Below are 18,874 nucleotides of genomic sequence, written 5' to 3'. Positions count from 1 at the left end.
GGCAAACATCGATGGCCGAACGTCCTTCCATGAACATCAACCTCAAGCAGTTGCGGGCGCTGGTGCGCCTCCTCGAGAAGCGCAACGTGAGCGACTTCGAGTTCGAGGACGAACACGTTCGCATCCGGCTCACGCGCGGGGGCTTCGTACCGCAGGGCGGGGCGCAGCAGCTCGCGCCCGCCGCGTTCCAGATCCAGAGCGCGCCGGTCGCGCCGCCCGCCCTGGCGCCCGCGCCGGCTCCCGCCGCCGCGCCGGCGCCCGCCGCGGCGCCGCCGGCTGCAGCGGCGGCGCCCGCCGCGGCGAGCGACGAGGGGATCACCTACGTGACCTCTCCCTTCGTCGGCACGTTCTACCGATCGCCGTCGCCCGACGCGCCGCCGTTCGTCGACGTCGGCAGCGCGATCCGCGTGGGCCAGGCGCTCTGCATCATCGAGGCGATGAAGCTGATGAACGAGATCGAGGCGGACTCCCCGGGCACGATCGTCGAGATCCTCGTCGACAACGGCAAGCCGGTCGAGTTTGGCCAGCGTCTCTTCAAGGTGCGGCGCAGCTAGCGCTGCCCGGGGCGAGGGTGCCGTGTTCCAGAAGATCCTGATCGCCAATCGCGGCGAGATCGCGATGCGTGTCATCCGCGCCTGCCGCCTGCTCGGCATCCGCACGGTCGCGATCCACTCCGAGGCGGACGCCGCGGCGCTGCACGTCCGGTTCGCCGACGAGGCCGTGTGCGTCGGCCCGGCCGACGCGTCGAAGAGCTACCTCAACATCCCGCAGATCATCGCGGCCGCCGAGGTCACCGGCGCCGACGCGATCCACCCCGGCTACGGGTTCCTCTCGGAGAACGCGAAGTTCGCCGAGCTCTGCAAGAAGTGTCGCCTCACGTTCATCGGGCCGACCGCGGAGGCGATGCGGACGTGGGGCGACAAGGTCTCCGCGCGCGCGGTCGCCAAGCGCTTCGGCATCCCGATGCTCAGCGGCACCGGCGTGCTCACGAGCCCGGCGGACGCGGCCGAGCAGGCCGAGCGGGTCGGCTACCCCGTGATCCTGAAGGCCTCCGGCGGCGGCGGCGGCAGGGGCATGCGCATCGTCCGCCACGCCGGCGAGGTGCAGCGCTCGTTCGAGATCGCGACGCAGGAGGCCCTGAGCGGCTTCAAGAACCCGGACGTGTACCTCGAGCGCTACGTCGAGGCGCCGCGCCACATCGAGTTCCAGGTGCTGGCGGATCAGCACGGGGGCGTGTGGACGCTCGGCGAGCGCGAGTGCTCGCTCCAGCGCCGCCACCAGAAGGTGATGGAGGAGTCGCCGAGCCCGGCGATGGATCCCGAGAAGCGCGCCAGGATGGGCGAGATCATCCGGGCCGCGATCCTCGAGACCGGCTACACGGGTCTCGGCACGCTCGAGTTCCTCATGGACGAGCGCGGCGAGCTCTACTTCATGGAGATGAACACCCGCGTCCAGGTCGAGCACCCGGTCACCGAGATGGTGACCGGCGTCGATCTCGTCGCGCAGCAGATCCTCGCCGCCGCCGGCGAGCGCCTCACGCTGCCGGACACGCGCCCGTGGAGCTTCCGCGGCCACGCGATCGAGTGCCGGATCAACGCCGAGGATCCGCGCTCGTTCGTGCCGTGGCCGGGGCTCATCACCGAGTACCACTCGCCGGGCGGCGTCGGGATCCGCGTCGACTCCGGCGTGTACGGCGGCTTCCGGGTGCCGAGCTCGTACGACTCGCTGGTGGCCAAGGTGATCGCGCACGGCGCGAACCGGGCCGAGGCGATCGCGAGGCTCCGGTGCGCGCTCGACGAGTTCATCATCGGCGGCATCCGCACGAACATCCCGCTGCACCAGGCGCTGCTGCGGGATCCGGACGTCATCGAGGGCAACATCTCCACGCACACGATCGAGCGCGTGGTCTCTCAGGGCTTCTGACCGCGACGCACCGTCGCCCGCACCGCCGCGGTCGGCCCGCGCCGCCATGACGCGCGCCGCCGCCCTCGGTGACGGCCGCGGCGGAGCGCGCGTCGCCGTGCGAGCGAGCGGCGCCCCGTCGCGCCGCCCGCCGCGAGCGCGCAACGCTTGCGCTCGCGGCGATACGACCGCAGCGCGGGATCGACGAATGTTGCCCGGGAGACAGGTCGGAGGTACGCCCCGGTGCTAGTTTACGTCGCCCTCGAGATCGGGTGAGCAAACCCCTTGAAATAGAAAGCATTTGTCGCGGGTATGGAAGCGAACGCTGGAGTGCAGGCTGACTTCTCTTCGTGGGTGCAGGCGACCTCCGAGGTTTCCGAGCTCGAGCTCGGAATCCCTGGTTTCGGATACGCCGACCTCTTCGACCCGGCGAAGCTCGCCGAGCTGACGGAGCGCTTCGAGGACTACTTCCGCTCGTCGGACGAGGGCGCCTACGCGCGCTTCGACGCGTACCGTGCGTTCCTGCGGTCCGATCAGCCGGCCGCCTCCGGGGCCGCCGGCGACGCGGCCCGGCCCGCGCTCACGTCGGAGCAGGTCTCCGAGGCCCTGCTCGCGGCGGCGCCGTACGTCGGCCGCTTCGTCGCCAGGCTGTTCCGCGTCGAGCGCGAGGTGCAGGCGCAGATCGACGCGACCCTCGAGCGGAGCGTCCTCTGGGACTTCAAGCGCGAGTTCTCGAAGAAGCGGCTGTTCAAGCCGAGCCCCGGCAAGGCGTGGCAGGGCACGCCCGTCGAGGCGGCGCACGCGGCGCGGCGGTCGCTCGTGGCGATGGGCGCGCCGGCGAGCGTGCTCGACAGCGGCTCCGCCGCGGAGGAGCTCGCGATCGCGCGCGCGGCGCTCGCGCTGATCGAGGTCGACGAGATCGCGCGCAAGGCGGCCAAGGCCGGCGGCGCGCGGTGGACGGACGAGCTCCGCGGGCGCGCGGCGAAGGCGCGCGCCGCGCTGCGGGAGGACCCGGCGCTCGCAGAGCGCGTGGCGCAGGCGGTCGCGGTCGTCGGCGACGCGCCGACGGAGGCCGAGGACGCGGCGGTGGTCGCGTTCGCGCTCGACGCCCTCGAGGCGTGGCTCGCGGCGCGCCGCGCGGACGAGCACGACCCGGCGCGGCGCTGGCCGACGCTGAAGGCGCCGCGCACGCTCGACCACCAGGCGCTCGTGCAGCTCCACCGCAAGCACGACGCGAGCGGCGGCGGCTCGGCCGAGCTCCTCGTCGGCCCGGAGCACCACCGGCGGGATCGCGACGGCTTCGCGCTGACCGACCGGCGCGCCGGCCCCCGCGAGGTCGAGAGCCAGGTCGACTACTGCCTGCTCTGCCACGACCGCGACAAGGACTCGTGCTCCAAGGGCCTGCGCGACAACAAGACCGGGGCGATCAAGTCGAACCCGCTCGGCGTCGAGCTCCACGGCTGCCCGCTCGACGAGAAGATCAGCGAGATGCACACGATGCGCGGGAAGGGCGAGTCGATCGCCGCGCTCGCGCTCGTCTGCCTCGACAACCCGATGTGCCCCGGCACCGGCCACCGCATCTGCAACGACTGCATGAAGGCGTGCGTCTTCCAGAAGCAGGATCCGGTGGACATCCCGCAGATCGAGACAGCGGCGCTCACCGACGTGCTGTCGCTCCCGTGGGGCCTCGAGATCTACGGCTTCCTCACGCGGTGGAACCCGCTCGACGCGCTGAGGCCGCACGCGCTCCCGTACAACGGGAAGAACGTGCTCGTCGTCGGCCTCGGCCCGGCGGGCTACACGCTGGCGCACCACCTCACGCGGCAGGGCTTCGCGGTCGCGGCGATCGACGGGCTCAAGATCGAGCCGCTGCCGGTCGAGCTCACGGGCGACGAGACGCGCCCGCCGCGGCCTGTCCGCGATTTCAAGCGCCTCTACACCGAGCTCGACGAGCGCGTCCTCCTCGGCTTCGGCGGCGTCAGCGAGTACGGGATTACCGTGCGGTGGGACAAGAACTTCCTCACCGTGCTCTACGTCACGCTCGCGCGGCAGCGCTTGCTGCGCATTTACGGCGGCGTGCGGTTCGGCGGGACGGTCGATCTCGACGACGCTTTCCGGCTCGGGTTCCACCACGTCGCGATCGCGGCGGGCGCGGGGCGGCCGACGATCATCCCGCTCAAGAACAACCTGGCGCGCGGCATCCGCAAGGCGTCGGACTTCCTGATGGCGCTGCAGCTCGCCGGCGCCTACAAGCGCTCGGCGCTCGCGAACCTGCAGGTGCGCCTGCCCGCGGTGGTGATCGGCGGCGGCCTGACCGCGATCGACACCGCGACGGAGCTCGCCGCGTACTACGTCGTGCAGGCCGAGAAGACGGCGGACCGGCTCGACGCGCTCATCGCCGAGCGCGGCGAGGCCGCCGTCCTCGCGATGTTCGACGAGGAGGAGCGGGAGTTCCTGGCCGAGCAGCGGCGCCACGCCGAGGAGATCCGCGACGAGCGCGCGCGCGCCGCGCGCGAGGGGCGGCCGCCGCGGTTCCAGGGGCTCGTCGACACGTGGGGCGGCGTCTCGCTGGTCTACCGCAAGCGGCTCATCGACTCGCCGGCTTACCGGCTGAACCACGAGGAGGTCGCCGCGTCGCTCGAGGAGGGCATCCGCTACGTCGAGAACCTCGCCCCGGTCGAGGCGGTGCTCGACGAGCGCGGGTGCGTCTCGTCGCTCGTGTTCGATCGCCAGGCGATCGTGGACGGCAAGTGGCGGAGCACGGGCGAGACGGTCACGATCTCCGCCCGCACCGTGTGCGTCGCGGCGGGGACGAGCCCCAACGTCACGTACGAGAAGGAGCGCCCGGGGTCGTTCGCCTTCGACAAGTGGCGGCAGTTCTTCCAGCCGCACCGCGCCTACGTCGGCGAGGACGGCGCGCTCAAGGTCGAGCCGTCCGCGGCGCGGGAGGGCTTCTTCACGAGCTACAACGACGGCGAGCACGCGGTGAGCTTCTACGGCGACAACCACCCGCACTACGCGGGGAGCGTCGTGAAGGCGATGGCGAGCGCGAAGGACGCGTACCCGTCGGTCGTCGCGCTCTTCCAGCGCGACATCGCGCGGCTCGGCGAGGAGCCGCAGGCGGCGCGCGACGCGCGGCGGCGCGACCTGTTCGCCCGCCTCGATCACGACTTCGTCGCGGTGGTCGAGCGCGTCGAGCGGCTGACGCCGACGATCGTCGAGGTGGTCGTGCGCGCGCCCGCGGCGGCGCGGAAGTTCGAGCCGGGGCAGTTCTACCGGCTGCAGAACTACGAGGTGAGCTCGCCGGTGATCCGCGGGACGCGGCTCGCGATGGAGGGGCTCGCGCTGACGGGCGCGTGGGTCGACAAGGAGAAGGGGCTGCTCTCGCTGATCGCGCTCGAGATGGGCGCGTCGTCGCGGCTGCTCGCGGCGCTGCGCCCGGGCGAGGAGGTCGTCGTCATGGGGCCGACCGGGACGCCGACGGACATCCCCGAGGGGGAGACCGTGCTGCTCGCGGGCGGCGGGCTCGGCAACGCCGTGCTGTTCTCGATCGCGAAGGCGCTCAAGGCGCGCGGCGATCGCGTCATCTACTTCGCCGGCTACCGCCGGGGCGAGGACCTCTTCAAGCAGGACGAGATCGAGGTGGCGACCGATCAGGTCATCTGGTGCACGGACGGCGGCGCGGAGATCCCCCCGCGGCGCCCGATGGATCGCCATTTCCGCGGCAACATCGTCCAGGCGATGCGGGCCTACGCCGAGCGGCAGCTCGGCGGCGAGCTCGCGCGCCTCTCGGAGGTCCGGCGCATCATCGCGATCGGCTCGGACAAGATGATGAACGCCGTGCGCGAGGCGCGGCACGGCGTGCTGGCGCCGCACCTCGATCCGAAGCACGTGGGCATCGCGAGCATCAACTCGCCGATGCAGTGCATGATGAAGGAGGTCTGCGCGCAGTGCCTCCAGCGGCACGTGGATCCGGAGACGGGCAAGGAGACGCTGGTCTTCTCGTGCTTCAACCAGGACCAGCCCATCGACCACGTCGACTTCAAGAACCTCGCCGCGCGTCTCCGCGCGAACACGGTGCAGGAGAAGCTGTCGAACGCCTGGCTCGATCACCTGCTCGCCGAGCGCCCCGAGCTCCGGCACGTGTGACCGCGGCGCGGTCGGCGCCGTCGCCCGCCGGCGCGCGACGGCGCCGTGTGGCCGCGCGCGTCGCGCTGGCGACCGCGCGGCCGCGCCCGATCGCTCGGGTCAGCTACCGGTCGGCAGCTTGATCTTCGGCTCCTTGGGGTGGCGCCGGTACAGCAGGATCGTCCGGCCGAGGGTCTGCGCGATCTCGGCGCGGAGCCGCTCGGACAGCGACTCGGCGACGTCTCCGATGTCGTCGGGGCACTCGGTGCCCAGGCGTACCTTCACGAGCTCGTGCCGCTCCAGCGCCGTGTCGACGGCCGCGACCACGCCGTCGGTCAGGCCGGCCTTGCCGAGCTGCACGACCGCGTCGAGGTGATGCCCCAGCGCCCGGAGGTGGCGGCGCTGCTTTCCTGTGAGATCCAAAGCGTTCGGCCTTTCTTGGGCGCCCGCGCCGATCGGGTCCGTGCCTGGACCGCCGTCTCGCGGGCGCGCCGGGTCATACCGGCCCCAAGGCAAGAGGAAAAGGGGCGGGCGCGCCGCGCGGGCTCCGCAAGCCAACCGCCTCGACGCGTGGGTGGGCATGTGAGGGTAAATGTGCGATAGTTTCGGGCGTCCACGCGGGCGGGCGGGGTGTTGTCGTCCGGCGCGCGCGTGTACCGCGTGTGTGCCGCGCTTGTAACCAGGGAGCGGAGCGCGCCGTGCGGCGTCGCGCGCAGCGCAGGGATTTGCTTGACGTGGCCGTGCAACAGGCATCCCCTGGCTCTAGCGGCCGGCGTATCGACGGGGGCTCGAACGCTCGGATCGACGGCAACATGGGCTCATCGAGCGAGCGAGAGGCGGTATCGGCGCAGGACGTGGATCTCCCTCGTCTGGACGAGGTGGCGGACCCGATCGAGCTCACGGTCCACGACGAGGTGAGCCCCTGCCCGTACCTCCCGGACGCCGAGGCGCGGATGCCGCTCCGGGTGCCCATCCGGCCGCTCACGCGCGCGGAGTTCGACCGGAGGCTGGTCGCGGGCAACCGTCGCCACGGCAAGCTGCTCTACCGCACCCAGTGCCCCTCGTGCCGCGCTTGCGAGCCGATCCGGATTCTCGTGCGCGACTTCGTCCCTGGGCGCACGCAGCGCCGGGTGCTCCGGCGGGGCGAGCAGGTGATCGACGTCGAGATCGGCCCGCCGGTGACGACGCGGGAGAAGGTCGCGCTGTACAACCTGCACAAGCACGGCCGGGGGCTGATGCGCGACGACGGCCCCCTCGGCGCGGCGGGCTACGAGGCGTTCCTCGTGGACAGCTGCTGCGAGACGTTCGAGATGCGCTACCGCGTCGGCGGGCGCCTCGTCGGGGTCGCCGTCGTGGACCGGGGGCTGGAGTCGCTGTCCGCGGTCTACTCCTTCTATGATCCCGAGCTCGAGCCGCTGAGCCCCGGCGTCTTCTCGATCCTGAAGCAGCTCGAGCTGTGCCGCTCCTGGGGTCTCCGGTACCTCTACCTCGGGCTCTACGTCGAGAAGTGCTCGCGGCTGGTCTACAAGGCGCAGTACCTGCCGCATGAGCGGCTCATCGACGGCCGCTGGCAGCGCTTCGACCGGCCCGCGTCCGCAGCGCCCTGACGCGAGCGTGCCGCGGTGCCGGGCAGCGCTTCGACCGGCCTGTACTCGCGGCGCCGCGACCGGGGCGCGCCGCTGGATTTCGCGAGCGCTCCGATTCGAGGACGTGTCAAGAACGTGCCCATGCGGAACCGCTCCCTGGCGTTCACCTCCTGCGCTGTGCTCTCGGCCCTGCTCACCGTCGCATGCGGCCAGACGAGGCCGATCTTCGACCGCGGCGCCGGGGGCGCCGGGGGCGCCGGCTCGTCCGCGAGCGGGGAAGGGGGCGCGGGTGGAGCAGGCGGCGAGCCGGCCGCTGACGGCGGCGGCGGGGCCGGCGGCGATGGGAGCGCGTCCGGCGACGGCGGCGGGGCAGGGTAGGGGCCCCGTATCGCCCGCGCGCGGTTGTATCCCCGCATCGCCGAGCCTAGACCGCTCGCGTGCACCCGCTCGCAGAGAAGGTCCTCGCCCGCGACACGCGCGCGACGGCGCGGGCCTGCCGGCTCGTCGACGATCGTGCCGGCGACCATGCCGCGATCCTGAAGGATCTCTTCCCCCACACCGGCCGCGCCTGGATCCTCGGCGTCACGGGCAACCCGGGGGCGGGCAAGAGCACGCTCACCGACCGGCTGATCGGCGCCTTCCGGAAGCAGGACCGCCGGGTCGCCGTGGTGGCGGTCGATCCCACGAGCCCGTTCACCGGCGGCGCCATCCTCGGCGACCGCATCCGCATGCAGGCGCATTTCGGAGACCCCGACGTGTTCATCCGTTCGCTCGCGACCCGGGGTGCCCTCGGCGGGCTGTCGCGCTCGGCGATGGATGTCGCGCGCGTGCTCGACGCATGGGGAGCCGACGTGATCCTGGTCGAGACCGTCGGGGTAGGGCAGGACGAGCTCGAGATCACGCGCATGGCGCACACCACCCTGGTCGTCGCGGCGCCCGGGATGGGCGACGAGGTGCAGGCCATCAAGGCGGGCATCCTGGAGTGCGCCGACGTCTTCGCCGTGAACAAGGCCGACCGGGACGGGGCCGACACGGCGGTGCGCGACCTGGAGCTCATGATCGCGCTCGGCGGCGAGGTGGCGAAGGCCTCTGGGCGGGCGCGCGGTCACAGCGCGGCGGCGCTCCATGCCCGCGCGGCGGACGCGGCAGGTCCGCCCGGCGAGCCGCCTGAAGGGCCCTGGGTGCCAGCGATCGTGCGGACGGTGGCCACGCGCAACGAGGGCGTGGCGTCGCTCGTCGAGCAGCTGGAGGGGCACCGGGCCTGGCTGTTCGGGACCGAGGCCGGCGCGGCGCGCCGGGAGGAGCGCCTGCGCGAGGCCATGCACGTGCAGCTCCGCGACGCGCTCACCGACGCCGCGGTCGTCGTGCTCGGGCCCGCGCTCGAGGCGGCGGTGCACGCCGTCGCGCGACGCGAGATCGACCCCTACACGGCGTCGGAGCGGCTGGTCGAGGCGTTCCGTACCGGCGTCGTCACGCGAGGCACCGGCGCTTGAGCGCGGCCGGAGCGGGCACCGGAGCCTGACCGCGGCCGCGCCGGCTGCCGCCTGGCGACCTCATGCATGGCGCGGTCGTCGGGCCTGTCTCGCCCGGAGCGCCGCCATGCTCCTCGCGCGTGCTCTCCGGGCCATGGCTGCTCGGAACCTTCGCCGGATACAGCCTATCTGAGGCACCGATCCAGCGCGTCTCTCTCTCCCTTGCACGAGATATCCCACCTGTAGTCTCGGCAGATCCCGGTGTCGTCCTCGCACGCGAGCAGCTCGTCGTACCTGTCGAGACAGCCGCGGCGATCCGCGTCTTCGTACCGGTAATCGTAGCGATCGAGGCACTCGTCGTACTCGCGATCGCTGCACCCCTCGCAGTCGCACTTATAGTCGCAGAGATCGCTCTCCAGGCTGCCGCACCCGGCGGTGAAGAGACACGTGAGAGCGACGATCAGGTGCAAAGCCTTCATCGCCCGAGTCTACCTCGCGCCCTCGGCGCCAGGGCAATAACAAGCAGCAGCTCGCGGCGGGGGCGCGCCGGGCAGCGATGCGCTGCGCTGACCAGCGCCGCGCCTCCGCCCCGGCGCGCTCGACTCGCCACCTCCGCAGCGCGGGTGACGGTCACGGCTGCGCGTCGCGGCGGCGAGGCGGGCGCGGCGGCTTGCGCCCCACGTTCTCCGCGCGAAACGCGCTTGGGCACGCGTCGCTGATCCCGCAGCCTCCGCACGCCGGCTTCCTGGCGAAGCAGATGCGGCGGCCGTGGAAGACCAGTGTGTGGGACAGCATATCCCGGTCACGCTGCGGGAAGAGCGCCCCGAGATCGCGCTCGATCTGCTCCGGCTTGTCGCTCTTCGTCCAGCCGAGCCGCTGCGCCAGGCGCTGCACGTGGGTATCGACCACCACGCCTTCCGGCGCTCCGAAGGCGACGCCGAGCACCACATTCGCTGTCTTGCGCCCGACGCCAGGCAGCTTGACGAGCTCGGCGAGCGTCCTCGGCACCTCGCCGCCGTGACGCTCGATGAGGCCCCGCGCGAGCCCCACGATGTTCCTCGCCTTCTGGTTGAACATGCCCATCCCGAGCCGCCGGAGCAGCGCGGCGACCTCGGCGGGCTCGGCGCCGGCGAGCGCGCGGGCGTCGGGGTAGGCGCCGAACAGGTGCGGCGTCACCTTGTTGACCAGCACGTCCGTCGTCTGGGCGCTCAGCACGGTGGCCACGAGCAGCTCGAACGCCGACCTGTGATCGAGCTCGCAGTGCGCGTCCGGGTGCAGCGCGCGCAGCTTCGTGAACGTGGCCTGGGGCGGCGTGCTCGGCCGCGCGCGCGCCGGCGCCGACCGGGCCGCGGCGGCGGCCGGCGCGGCCGCCCTCGCCCGGGCCGCGGCGGCCCCGGGCGGGCGGCGCGCGCTCCGTCCGGCGGGAGCCCCGCCCTGCGCGGGGCCGCGCTGCGTTGTCTCAGCTGACGAAGGCGCGCTTGCGCGTCTCATGCTCATCGAGGAGCTTCTCGACGCTCGCGAGGGCGTTCTCCACCGACTCCTGCACCATCTGCAGCACCGTCGTCGCCGAGCCCTTCAGCGCCTCGTAGTAGCGCTGCCGCTCGGTCGAGTGGATGATCGACGGGGGCAGGCCGGTGCGGAGCAGCAGCATGTTCATGAACAGCCTCGCGACCTTGCCGCTGTCGTTCGGGAACGGGTAGACCCGGAGCAGATCGTAGTGCGCGCGCGCCGCGATCCGGATGCCGTTCCGCGTCTTCCGCGTCTCGGGGTCGTTCAGCCAGTCGATGATCTGTCGCACCTTGTAGGCGATCTTGTCCGGCGGAGCGTACTCGTGGAAGTAGAGCCGGTGCTGGGGGATATCCTTGCGGTATTTCACCGTCTTGATGTCCCCCTCCTCCGGATGGAGGATCAGGTACAGCTTCTTCACGCAGTCGATGGTGACCGGCGCCCGCTTGTTCTCGCCCTGCTCGCGCACATAGGCGATGGCCTCCTTGTGGCGCCGGATGTCATCGTACGTCGGCTGAAGGCTCGAGTCCGTCACGAGCGGCGCCGGACCGCTGAGCGCCGCGCGCAGCTCGTCGAACGTGTAGACCACGCCCTCGAGCGCGCTGTCGTGGTAAATCCACGACATATCGAGGCTGTCGATGTAGCGCCGCCGAAAATCCTCCGTTTGCGCGTTCAGCCGCTGCTCGATGATCGCGCTGCGCTCCTCGATCGTGGCCCGCCGCGGGGGCGGCAGCATCGGCAGCGGCAGCGTGACGACCCGCGGCGGCTCCCGGAGCGGGACGCGGCCCGGCCGGCGTTCGATCGCGGCCGCACCCTTCCCCTTCGCCCCGCCCGGCCGCACGCTCTTCTTCTCGGAAACGGGCCTGTCGCTTGCGCGCTGCGGCCTGTCGCTTGCGCGCTGCGGCCTGTCGCTTGCGCGCTGCGGCCTGTCGCTTGCGCGCTGCGGCTTGTCGCTCGTCCGGCGCGGGCGCTCCGCCTCGACCGGCGCGGCCTGCTCCCCGCCGCCCCTGAGCTTCAGCCGTTCCTTGAGCTTCGGCTCCTCGGCGGACCTCAGCTTCTTCTTCTTGCGGAGCTTCGTGGGCTCGGCCGCCGGCGCCGCGACCGCCCGCTCGGAGCGCGCGGCGACCTTCCTCCGGAGAAGCCTCGGCTTCGCGACCTTGACCCGCGCGAGCCTCGGCTTCGTCGCCTTGGCCCGTACGACCCGCTTCTTCGCGGCCGCGCGCGTCGCCTTCTTCGCCTTCGCGGTCGCCCTGGTCTTCGTCGCCCTCGGCTTCGCGGCCCTGCCCCGCGTCACCCTGGCCTTCGCGACCCTGGTCCTCGCGGTCTTCGCCCGCGTCGCCCTGGCCTTCGTCGCCCTGGCCTTCGCCGCCCTCGCCTTGACCTTGGTCGCCCTGGCCTTCGCCCGGGCCTTGGTGGTCCTCAGCTTGGCGGCGGCGCGCGTCGACCTCGCCTTCGTCCTGGCGGCTGTCTTCCTCGCCTTCGCCGCGCCGGCTCGCTTGGCGGCGGCGCGCGTCGCCTTCTTCGCCTTCGCCGCCGCCGGTTTCTTCCTGGCGGTCGTGCGGGTCGCCCGCGCCGGTGTGCGCGTTGCCTTGCGCCGCGCCGGGGCCGCCGATTTGCGGGTGGTCGCCCGCTTCGTCGTCGCTTTCCGGCGCTTGGCCGCCTTCACGGCCGAGGTGCGTCGCGCAGCAGGACGAGAGGCCGCGGCTTTCCGCTTCGGCTTGCGCGCGGTCGAACGGGCGGCAGGTTTCGCCTTCCGCGTCCGCGCCGTCGAGGCAGATCGCCTCGAGCTTGCCGCGCTCGCCTTGGTCGCTCTCTTCCGGTCTTTTTTCGAAGTTTTTCGGGTCTTCTTTGCCGCCATGGGCGTGCTTTCACACAATCGCTCAGGCTGCCCGCTGCCACGCTGCGGCGAGCTAACATACGATCCAAAAGGGCCTAATGCCGGCCCGCAGCCTAGCAATTTGAGGATTTATCCGTCAACCAGTCCGGTGCGGAAGTCTGCCGAGAGCGACTTCCCCGGGGCTGGATCGACGCTGATCCAGCTAGCACGCGCCGCCGGACTGCGCCCGCGGCGGCGCAGGGCCGCCGGGCAGCCCTGCGGGCGAGAGGGCGGCTTCAGGCCGGGATCGCGCGGCGCGGCGCTCAGCTGTCGACGTTGATCCCGAGCCGCTGCCGGACCGCGAAGTACTCCTCGCTGACGGCGTAGAGCAGGAGCTCCTTGAGCCGCTCCTTCTGGGGCACGGCGGCGCTCGCGTCGTCCGCCGCCTTGATCATCTCCTGCGCCAGCTCGAGATCGTTGGCGAGGAGGAACCCGGCGCGGTCGGCGGTCAGGTCGATCCCGGACACCCAGCGCTTCAGGTCGATGGCGCCGGCCTGGAGGAGCTTGGTCACGATGCTCGCGAGCTGATCGCGCGCCGGCCCGACGATGATCGGATCGAGGACCGACAGGTTCTCCATCACCGGCCCCTCCAGCTCCTTCGTGATCGGGAACGTGGGCGAGATCAGCTTGATCGCCGCGAACAGCCAGGCGCGCAGGCCGGTGCCGGTCGGCACCAGGTGGCGGAGGTACATGCCCGGCCGGTAGTAGGTGAGGTGGCGGGCCGCGATGAACGCCGCGGCCTGGGTCGGCAGTTCCATCTGGAGCGCCGCGGCGCCGAGCACGATCGCCGGCACGTGCGCGTGGAGGAACGAGACGCCCCCGCCGTCGTTCGGGTTCTGGAACGTCAGCGGGGGCTCGAGGCCGAGCACGCCCGCGGCGTAATTGAGCGTCTGCGACATCGGGTAGGGGTGGCGCGCGAGGTCGATCTGGTAGGCGAGCTGGTAGCCGAGCTCCTCGAGGGGCTGCCCGTTCTTCCTGAGCACGGCCGGCTCGATGACACCGAAGATGGCGGTCAGGAGCGGATCCGCGTCCGGGTGGATGAGCCCGGTCGTCCACCCCTCCTCGTCGAGCGGCTGCTGCGCGGCGGCGACGTTGTCCGGGCGCAGGCGCCGGAAGAAGCGCTCCTCGTCCGGCTCGGCCGCGCTCAGGCAGCAGAGCGCCTGGCAGAGGCAGAAGGCGGCGTCGGCCCGCTTCGTCTCGGTGTACAGCTTCCGCAGCAGCCGGTACGCGTCCGGCCGGTACGGGTTGCGCCGCAAGATCGGGAGCTGCGCGGCCACCGCCTTGTCCAGGTACTGCGCCGGGTTGCTCGCGTAGAGGCTCGCGAGGAGCTCGTTCCGCTCGTCGTTGTCCGGATCGAGCGTCTGCGCCGCCTCGTAGGCGTCGATCGCGTCGCTCATCCAGCCGAGCTTGTCCTTGTAGAGGGCGCCCAGCCGGTCGAACGTCTCGAGCATCTTCGCCGTGTCGTTCTCCTCGGTGGCCCGGTCGAGTTCGACCTTGAGCAGGCGCTCCACGTCCTCGTGGTCGCCCTTCTCGCCGCGGAGCTCGATCGCCTCCGCGAGCGCGCGGGTGAGGGACGGGTCGAGCTCGAGGACCTCGTCGTAGAACCGGGCGGCCCGGTCGAGATCGCCGAGCTGCCGCGCGCTCACGATCGCCGCGGTGTGCAGGTACTTCGCCTTCTGCCGCCGGTCGTCGATCTTGGCGGCGAGCTTCAGGACGATGTCGATGAGCTTCGACCAGTCCTTCTCCTCGCTGTAGAGCTGCATCAGCTTCGTGAGGATCTTCCGGTCGTCCGGGCGCTCGTCGAGCGCGGCCACGTAGCTCTTCGCGGCGCGCGTCCGGTCGTTCAGGTGCGTCGCCAGGAGGTCGCCGATCTCGAGCAGGAGCGCGCTCCGCTCGTCGCCGGTCACCACGTCGAGCCGCCGGTGCTTGAGGCGCACGACCTCTTCCCAGTCCCCCTTGGCCTCGAAGACCCTGGAGAGCAGGGCGAGCGGGGCAGGGGACTCCGGGGTGAGATCGGCGGCCTCGTTCAGCGGCCCGACCGCGCCGCCCGGGTCGCCGGCAGCGAGCCTCGCCTCGCCGAGGCGCAGCAGCGCGTCCGCCCGCTCCCGCTCCGGGAGGCCGGCGCCGAAGCGCTCCACGAGCCCCGCGTAGAGCTCCGCGGCCTCCCTGGCCCGGCCCGCGTCGAGGTTGACCTTCGCGGCGCGCGAGATCGCCGCCGGATCGTCGGGCGCGAGCGCCAGCAGCGCCTTCACGGTGCCGATCGCCTTGCCGCTCGATCCGCTCTTGCTGAGCGCGTCGACGTAGCGGAAGAGCAGCTTGAGCCCCTGCTCCCTCGGGAGCGCGTCGACCCGGTTCGCCAGCGACTCGAAGTGCCGCGCCGCCTCGAGGAAGCGGCCGGCCTCGAACGCGAGATCGCCCGAGATCATGAGCCCCAGCACGCTGGTCGGGTCGAGGTCGACGGCCCGCGTGGCCGCCTCCGCGGCGCGCGCGTCGTCCTTCAGGCGCTCCCGGAGCAGGAGCGCCATCTCGCCGTAGAGCCGGGCCTTCGCGAGGTTGCCCTCGGCGGCCTCGGCCTCGCGCGCGATGAGCTCGACGGCGCTCGTCGCGTCGCCCCGGGCGAGGTAGGCCGCGCGCAGCGCCGAGCTCGCGCCCGCGCTGTGCGGCTGCGCGTCGAGGGCCATCTTGTAGCGCTCGATCGCCCCGTCCCGATCGCCCTTCTCCTCGAGCATCTTCGCCGCCCGGATCCAGAGATCGGCCCGGCTCTCCGCCGTCTTGGCCGTCGCCGCGAGCGACTCGATCGCGCTGAGCGCCGCCGCCGCGTCGCCTGTCGCGGCCCGCACGTGCGCCAGCGACTCGAGCGCCCCGGCGTGGTGCGGGTCGATCGCGAGCACCCGCTCGTACGCCTTGCGGGCGCGCTCGGGCGAGCCGATCTGCTCGAGCAGCACGCGCCCCATCGCGAGCAGGATCTCCTCGCGCCGCTTGTCGTCGGGGACGATGCCGAGCTGCCGCTCGTAGAGGGCCACCACGTCCTCCCAGCGCTCGAGGGCGCGGTAGTGCCGCCCGAGCGCGGCGAGCGAGCCCTCGTGCGCGCCGTCGATCCGGAGGATCGCCTCGAGGGCCTCGGCCGCCTTCGCGTGGTCGAGGAACTCCTCGTCGTAGAGGCCCGCGATCCGCTCGTGGAGGTTGATCTTCTGGCGCGGCGTCGCGCTGACGTCGATCTGCCGCTCCAGGTTCCGGAGGAGCTCCTGGTAGCGCCCGGCGCGGCTGTAGATGCGGTCGAGCCCGCGCAGGGCGGTGAGGCTGGTCGGATCGAGCTCGAGCGCCGCCTCGTAGCGGCGCGTCGCCTCGCCCAGATCGCCGAGCCGGTCCTCGTAGAGCTCGGCGAGCTTGCACATCGCCTCGACGCGCTCCTCGCCCCGCAGCGCCTCCGCGCGCCGCTCGAGGATCTTCGCGTAGCCGGCGTGGTCCTCGATGCGCCGGTAGATCCTGAGCAGCGCGTCGCACGTCCTCGCGTGCCCTGGGTCCTCGGCGAAGATCTGCTCGTACAGGTCGCGCGCGCGGCCCGCGTCGTTCAGCTTCGTCTCGAGGAGCTCGGCGGCCGCGGCGCGGAGATCGCGCGCCTCGCCGGGGGTCGCGGCGCGGTCGGCCCGCGAGAGAAGCACCTGGACGAGCTCCTGCCACTGCTGGGCGCGGCGGTAGACCTGCGTGAGCCCCTCCAGCGCCTTCTCGTTCGCCGGATCGAGCCCGAGCACGAACTGGAAGCACGGGATCCCGAGGTCCGCCCGCGCGACCTTCTCCGCGTACCAGGGCCCGAGCCGGTTGAAGAGCGCGATCTTCGGCTCCGGGGCCATCGCCTCGTCGGTGCTCGCCTGGCTCAGGATCTGGAGCGCCTCGGCCCAGATCTTCATGTCGCTGCCGGCCGCGCGCTCCAGGTCGACGGCGTACGCGTCCTGCTCGGGGTCCTGGGCGAGCGCCTGGGCGAACGCGAACACCCCCTGGTCCTTGTCGTCGAGCTCCCGCACGTAGAGGTGCCCGATCTCGTTGAGCGCCCGGGCGCGCTCGCCCGCGCTCTCGGCCTTCTCGCTGCGCTGGAGGAGCATCTCCACGAGCTCCTCGTGCTTGCCCAGCGCCTTGCGGAGCTCCTCGAGCGCGCTGAAGGCGATGTCGTCGCCGGGATCGCGCTCGAGCAGGCCCACGTAGATGGCCTCCGCCTTGTCGTGGAGCTTGCCCTTCTCGTAGATCCGGGCCGCCCGGAAGTGCAGGAGCTTCTTCGCCGCGGCCGCCTCGGCCCCGGCCTCGCCCGCGTCGACCTGATCGGCGGCCATCGCGAGCGCCTCCGCCACGCGCCCCGGGTCGGCCCCCTGGTCGACGGTCGCCTCGACCGCGAGCGCGAGGTCCGCGTCGGTCGGGCTCGCGACCAGCCGATCGATGAGCGCGTCGAGCTGCGCCTCGCTGATCGTCGCCCCCTTCTGCGGCGGCTTGCCGAGCAGCTCGACGGCGTCGAGCGCCGCGCGCGCCTCCCTCGGCCGGGCGTCCGGCGCCTTGGCGAGCAGGCGCCCCGAGAGCTCGTCGACGTCCTTGCCGGCCCACCCGCGCGGCGCGGCCGCGCTCGGCGCGGGCGGCGCCTCGGTGAGGTGCGCGACGGCGACTTCGACCGCGGCCGCGCCCGAGAACACGGGCTTGCCCGTGAGGAGCTCGAAGAGCAGCACGCCGAAGGCGTAGAGATCGCTCGACGGGCCGGCGACCTCGCCGCGCAGCTGCTCGGGGCTCGCGGTCCTGACGAGCTCGGGGCTCGACCATCCGGCGCCGAGCCGGTCGCCGCCCACGTCGACGAGGACGGGCAGCGGCTGCCCGTCCTCGTCGCGCGCGACGATGACGTTCTCCAGCTTGAGCGCGCCGTGGACGAGGCGCTGGGCGTGCAGCGCGACGAGGCCGCTCAGGATCCCGCGGAGCAGCGGCCTGGCCTCGTTGATGTGGAGCGGCCCCGACCGCGCGAGGCGCGCCGAGAGCGGCAGCCCGTCGATGTGCGTGTATGCCACGAACGCGCGGCCGCCCACGATCCCGGCCTCGACGCCGCTCGCCAGGTTCTCGTGGCGCACCTGCGCGGCCAGGCGGACGTGGGTGAGGAACCTGCGCATCGCCCGGCTGTCGCGCGTCGCCTCGCGCCGGAGCACCTTGAGCGTCCGCGGCTCGGTGCCCCGGGTCGCCGCATAGACGAGGCCTCGCGGCCCTTCGGCGATTTTTCTCGTGATGACGAAGTCCCCGAACGTCTCGCCGGCCGCGATCTCCTCGGGCAGGCTCAGCCCCTGGGCGCCGAGGGCGCGGACGCGGGCGTCGACCTCGGCCCGCGAGGCGACGATGGCGTCGATCAACGCCTCGATGGCGTCGACCTCGACGCAATGGTCCGTGAGCGCGCGCGCGAAGGAGGCCTTGGAGGCGCCGCCGCCGATGTCGGCCGGGTTGAAGCCGAGGAGGTCGGACGACAGGGCCATCATTTCATCAAGCGAGAAGAGGCGCTCGAGCTCGCCTCGGACGATATCAATGGACATGGGTCTCCTCGGGACGAGCCCTCGTGCCGGCGTGCGCGCGGCGCTGCGGACCTGCCGGACGGCGGGCGTGCGTCATGCTAGCGAAGCTTGCGGCGCCATGCGACCTTCGACGACGTCCGGTGTCGCTGGCGCCGCAGGTGGTGGTCGCGGCGCGGACGCGCCCGCGTCGGTCGACCGGGACGCCTTCAGCAGGGCGCGCGGCGCTGCGTGCGGCCGCGGCGCGCGCCATGCTGCTGTGCGCGCCGCGCTGGCTGGCTGACAAGGCGAGAGCCGGTGGGAGTCAACGCGGAGTTGCAGGAACGCTGGAGGAAAGTTGACAAGATTGCCGGTGACGTGCGAGCGGATGTCTGTGCGTCGAATAGCGCAGTTCCTGGAGCGGACCCTCCCCATCGCGGTGCTGGTCGTGGCGGTGGTGGGCGCTCCGATCATGATCTTCTCGCCTCACGGCCTGCCGCGCCTCCGGGAGCTCGAGAGAGAGCTCGCCGACGTCGAGGAGGAGAACGCCGAGCTCGGGAGGCAGATCGAGGCGCTCCGCGGCAGGGTGGCGCGCCTCCGCGACGACCCGACCGCCGTCGAGCGGATCGCGCGCGACAACCTGGGTCTCGTGAGGCAGAGCGAGGTTGTCTTTCAGTTCTCCCGCTGAGGACTCGAGGTTTCGCCGCCCCCTCCGAGGGCTGTTGTCGGAATCGATCACCGCGGCTCCTCCGGGGAGCGCCCGGCGTGATCACGTGAGCTCGCCCGGCGGCCACGCTCGCGCCGCCGGCCGCCTGCTGCCTGGGGAGCGGCCAGGCGCGTTCGCGCACGCGCGCTCTGCCGGTCCATCCCGCGCGCCCTCCTTATAGAAAGATCTGCCGG

Annotated in this window: 13 protein-coding genes; 8 read left to right on the top strand and 5 right to left on the bottom strand. The window is 72.3% G+C overall.

The window, feature by feature from the left end:
- Window positions 1-11 precede the first annotated feature (11 nt).
- The 3 genes from accB (at window position 12) to WME96_RS20225 (ending at window position 6,051) form a co-directional block, all read left to right on the top strand.
- Window positions 12-554: an acetyl-CoA carboxylase biotin carboxyl carrier protein gene (gene accB / locus WME96_RS20235; RefSeq protein ID WP_437291735.1), complete on the top strand. Its 543-nt coding sequence runs from the start codon at window positions 12-14 to the stop codon at window positions 552-554.
- Window positions 555-576: 22 nt separating this feature from the next.
- Window positions 577-1,923 (top strand): acetyl-CoA carboxylase biotin carboxylase subunit, encoded by a 1,347-nt coding sequence (gene accC, locus WME96_RS20230; RefSeq protein ID WP_437291734.1) that lies wholly within the window; start codon window positions 577-579, stop codon window positions 1,921-1,923.
- 291 nt (window positions 1,924-2,214) lie between these two features.
- A complete protein-coding gene (locus tag WME96_RS20225) occupies window positions 2,215-6,051 on the top strand; it encodes an FAD-dependent oxidoreductase (RefSeq protein WP_437291733.1) in 3,837 nt (1,278 codons plus the stop codon).
- A 99-nt stretch (window positions 6,052-6,150) separates the two neighbouring features.
- Here the strand turns inward: WME96_RS20225 and yhbY are convergent, their stop codons facing one another.
- Window positions 6,151-6,453 (bottom strand): ribosome assembly RNA-binding protein YhbY, encoded by a 303-nt coding sequence (yhbY, locus tag WME96_RS20220; protein ID WP_437291732.1) that lies wholly within the window; start codon window positions 6,451-6,453, stop codon window positions 6,151-6,153.
- A 431-nt stretch (window positions 6,454-6,884) separates the two neighbouring features.
- Here yhbY and WME96_RS20215 point away from each other — a divergent pair, with 431 nt between their 5' ends.
- The 3 genes from WME96_RS20215 to meaB all read left to right on the top strand — a co-directional run bounded on the left by WME96_RS20215 (window position 6,885) and on the right by meaB (window position 9,109).
- Window positions 6,885-7,637, top strand: a complete 753-nt coding sequence (locus WME96_RS20215) for an arginyltransferase (RefSeq protein ID WP_437291731.1) — start codon at window positions 6,885-6,887, stop codon at window positions 7,635-7,637.
- Between the two features lie 120 nt (window positions 7,638-7,757).
- Window positions 7,758-7,994 (top strand): hypothetical protein, encoded by a 237-nt coding sequence (locus WME96_RS20210; protein ID WP_437291730.1) that lies wholly within the window; start codon window positions 7,758-7,760, stop codon window positions 7,992-7,994.
- A 59-nt stretch (window positions 7,995-8,053) separates the two neighbouring features.
- Window positions 8,054-9,109 carry a methylmalonyl Co-A mutase-associated GTPase MeaB gene (gene meaB, locus WME96_RS20205; RefSeq protein ID WP_437291729.1) on the top strand — a complete coding sequence of 352 codons (1,056 nt, stop codon included), beginning with the start codon at window positions 8,054-8,056 and terminating at the stop codon, window positions 9,107-9,109.
- Between the two features lie 164 nt (window positions 9,110-9,273).
- Here the strand turns inward: meaB and WME96_RS20200 are convergent, their stop codons facing one another.
- The 3 genes from WME96_RS20200 to WME96_RS20190 form a co-directional block, all read right to left on the bottom strand.
- A complete protein-coding gene (locus WME96_RS20200) occupies window positions 9,274-9,567 on the bottom strand; it encodes a hypothetical protein (protein ID WP_437291728.1) in 294 nt (97 codons plus the stop codon).
- Window positions 9,568-9,718: 151 nt separating this feature from the next.
- Window positions 9,719-10,579 carry an endonuclease III gene (nth, locus tag WME96_RS20195; protein WP_437291727.1) on the bottom strand — a complete coding sequence of 287 codons (861 nt, stop codon included), beginning with the start codon at window positions 10,577-10,579 and terminating at the stop codon, window positions 9,719-9,721.
- Window positions 10,548-11,219 carry a Fic family protein gene (locus WME96_RS20190; protein WP_437291726.1) on the bottom strand — a complete coding sequence of 224 codons (672 nt, stop codon included), beginning with the start codon at window positions 11,217-11,219 and terminating at the stop codon, window positions 10,548-10,550. Before WME96_RS20190 ends, nth begins: the two co-directional genes overlap by 32 nt.
- Window positions 11,220-11,280: 61 nt before the next feature.
- On the opposite strand from WME96_RS20190, the gene WME96_RS20185 reads away from it, so the two are divergent.
- A complete protein-coding gene (locus WME96_RS20185) occupies window positions 11,281-12,750 on the top strand; it encodes a hypothetical protein (protein ID WP_437291725.1) in 1,470 nt (489 codons plus the stop codon).
- Here the strand turns inward: WME96_RS20185 and WME96_RS20180 are convergent.
- Window positions 12,734-18,019, bottom strand: a complete 5,286-nt coding sequence (locus WME96_RS20180) for a protein kinase domain-containing protein (protein WP_437291724.1) — start codon at window positions 18,017-18,019, stop codon at window positions 12,734-12,736. The genes WME96_RS20185 and WME96_RS20180 overlap by 17 nt on opposite strands.
- 343 nt (window positions 18,020-18,362) lie before the next feature.
- Between WME96_RS20180 and WME96_RS20175 the strand changes: the two genes are divergently transcribed.
- Window positions 18,363-18,662: an FtsB family cell division protein gene (locus tag WME96_RS20175; protein WP_061616096.1), complete on the top strand. Its 300-nt coding sequence runs from the start codon at window positions 18,363-18,365 to the stop codon at window positions 18,660-18,662.
- Window positions 18,663-18,874 lie beyond the last annotated feature (212 nt).

Origin of the sequence: Sorangium sp. So ce406, assembly GCF_051474675.1 — a bacterium.
Lineage (GTDB): Bacteria > Myxococcota_A > Polyangia > Polyangiales > Polyangiaceae > Sorangium > Sorangium cellulosum_G.
This window is presented reverse-complemented; position numbering and strand designations above follow the sequence as displayed.

Coding starts and splice junctions, on each gene's coding strand:
- accB (WP_437291735.1), top strand. CDS start 12: ATGGCCGAACGTCCTTCCATGAACATCAACCTCAAGCAGTTGCGGGCG.
- WME96_RS20225 (WP_437291733.1), top strand. CDS start 2,215: ATGGAAGCGAACGCTGGAGTGCAGGCTGACTTCTCTTCGTGGGTGCAG.
- WME96_RS20210 (WP_437291730.1), top strand. CDS start 7,758: ATGCGGAACCGCTCCCTGGCGTTCACCTCCTGCGCTGTGCTCTCGGCC.
- WME96_RS20200 (WP_437291728.1), bottom strand. CDS start 9,567: ATGAAGGCTTTGCACCTGATCGTCGCTCTCACGTGTCTCTTCACCGCC.
- nth (WP_437291727.1), bottom strand. CDS start 10,579: ATGAGACGCGCAAGCGCGCCTTCGTCAGCTGAGACAACGCAGCGCGGC.
- WME96_RS20190 (WP_437291726.1), bottom strand. CDS start 11,219: ATGTCGTGGATTTACCACGACAGCGCGCTCGAGGGCGTGGTCTACACG.
- WME96_RS20185 (WP_437291725.1), top strand. CDS start 11,281: ATGATCGCGCTGCGCTCCTCGATCGTGGCCCGCCGCGGGGGCGGCAGC.
- WME96_RS20180 (WP_437291724.1), bottom strand. CDS start 18,019: ATGTCCATTGATATCGTCCGAGGCGAGCTCGAGCGCCTCTTCTCGCTT.
- WME96_RS20175 (WP_061616096.1), top strand. CDS start 18,363: ATGTCTGTGCGTCGAATAGCGCAGTTCCTGGAGCGGACCCTCCCCATC.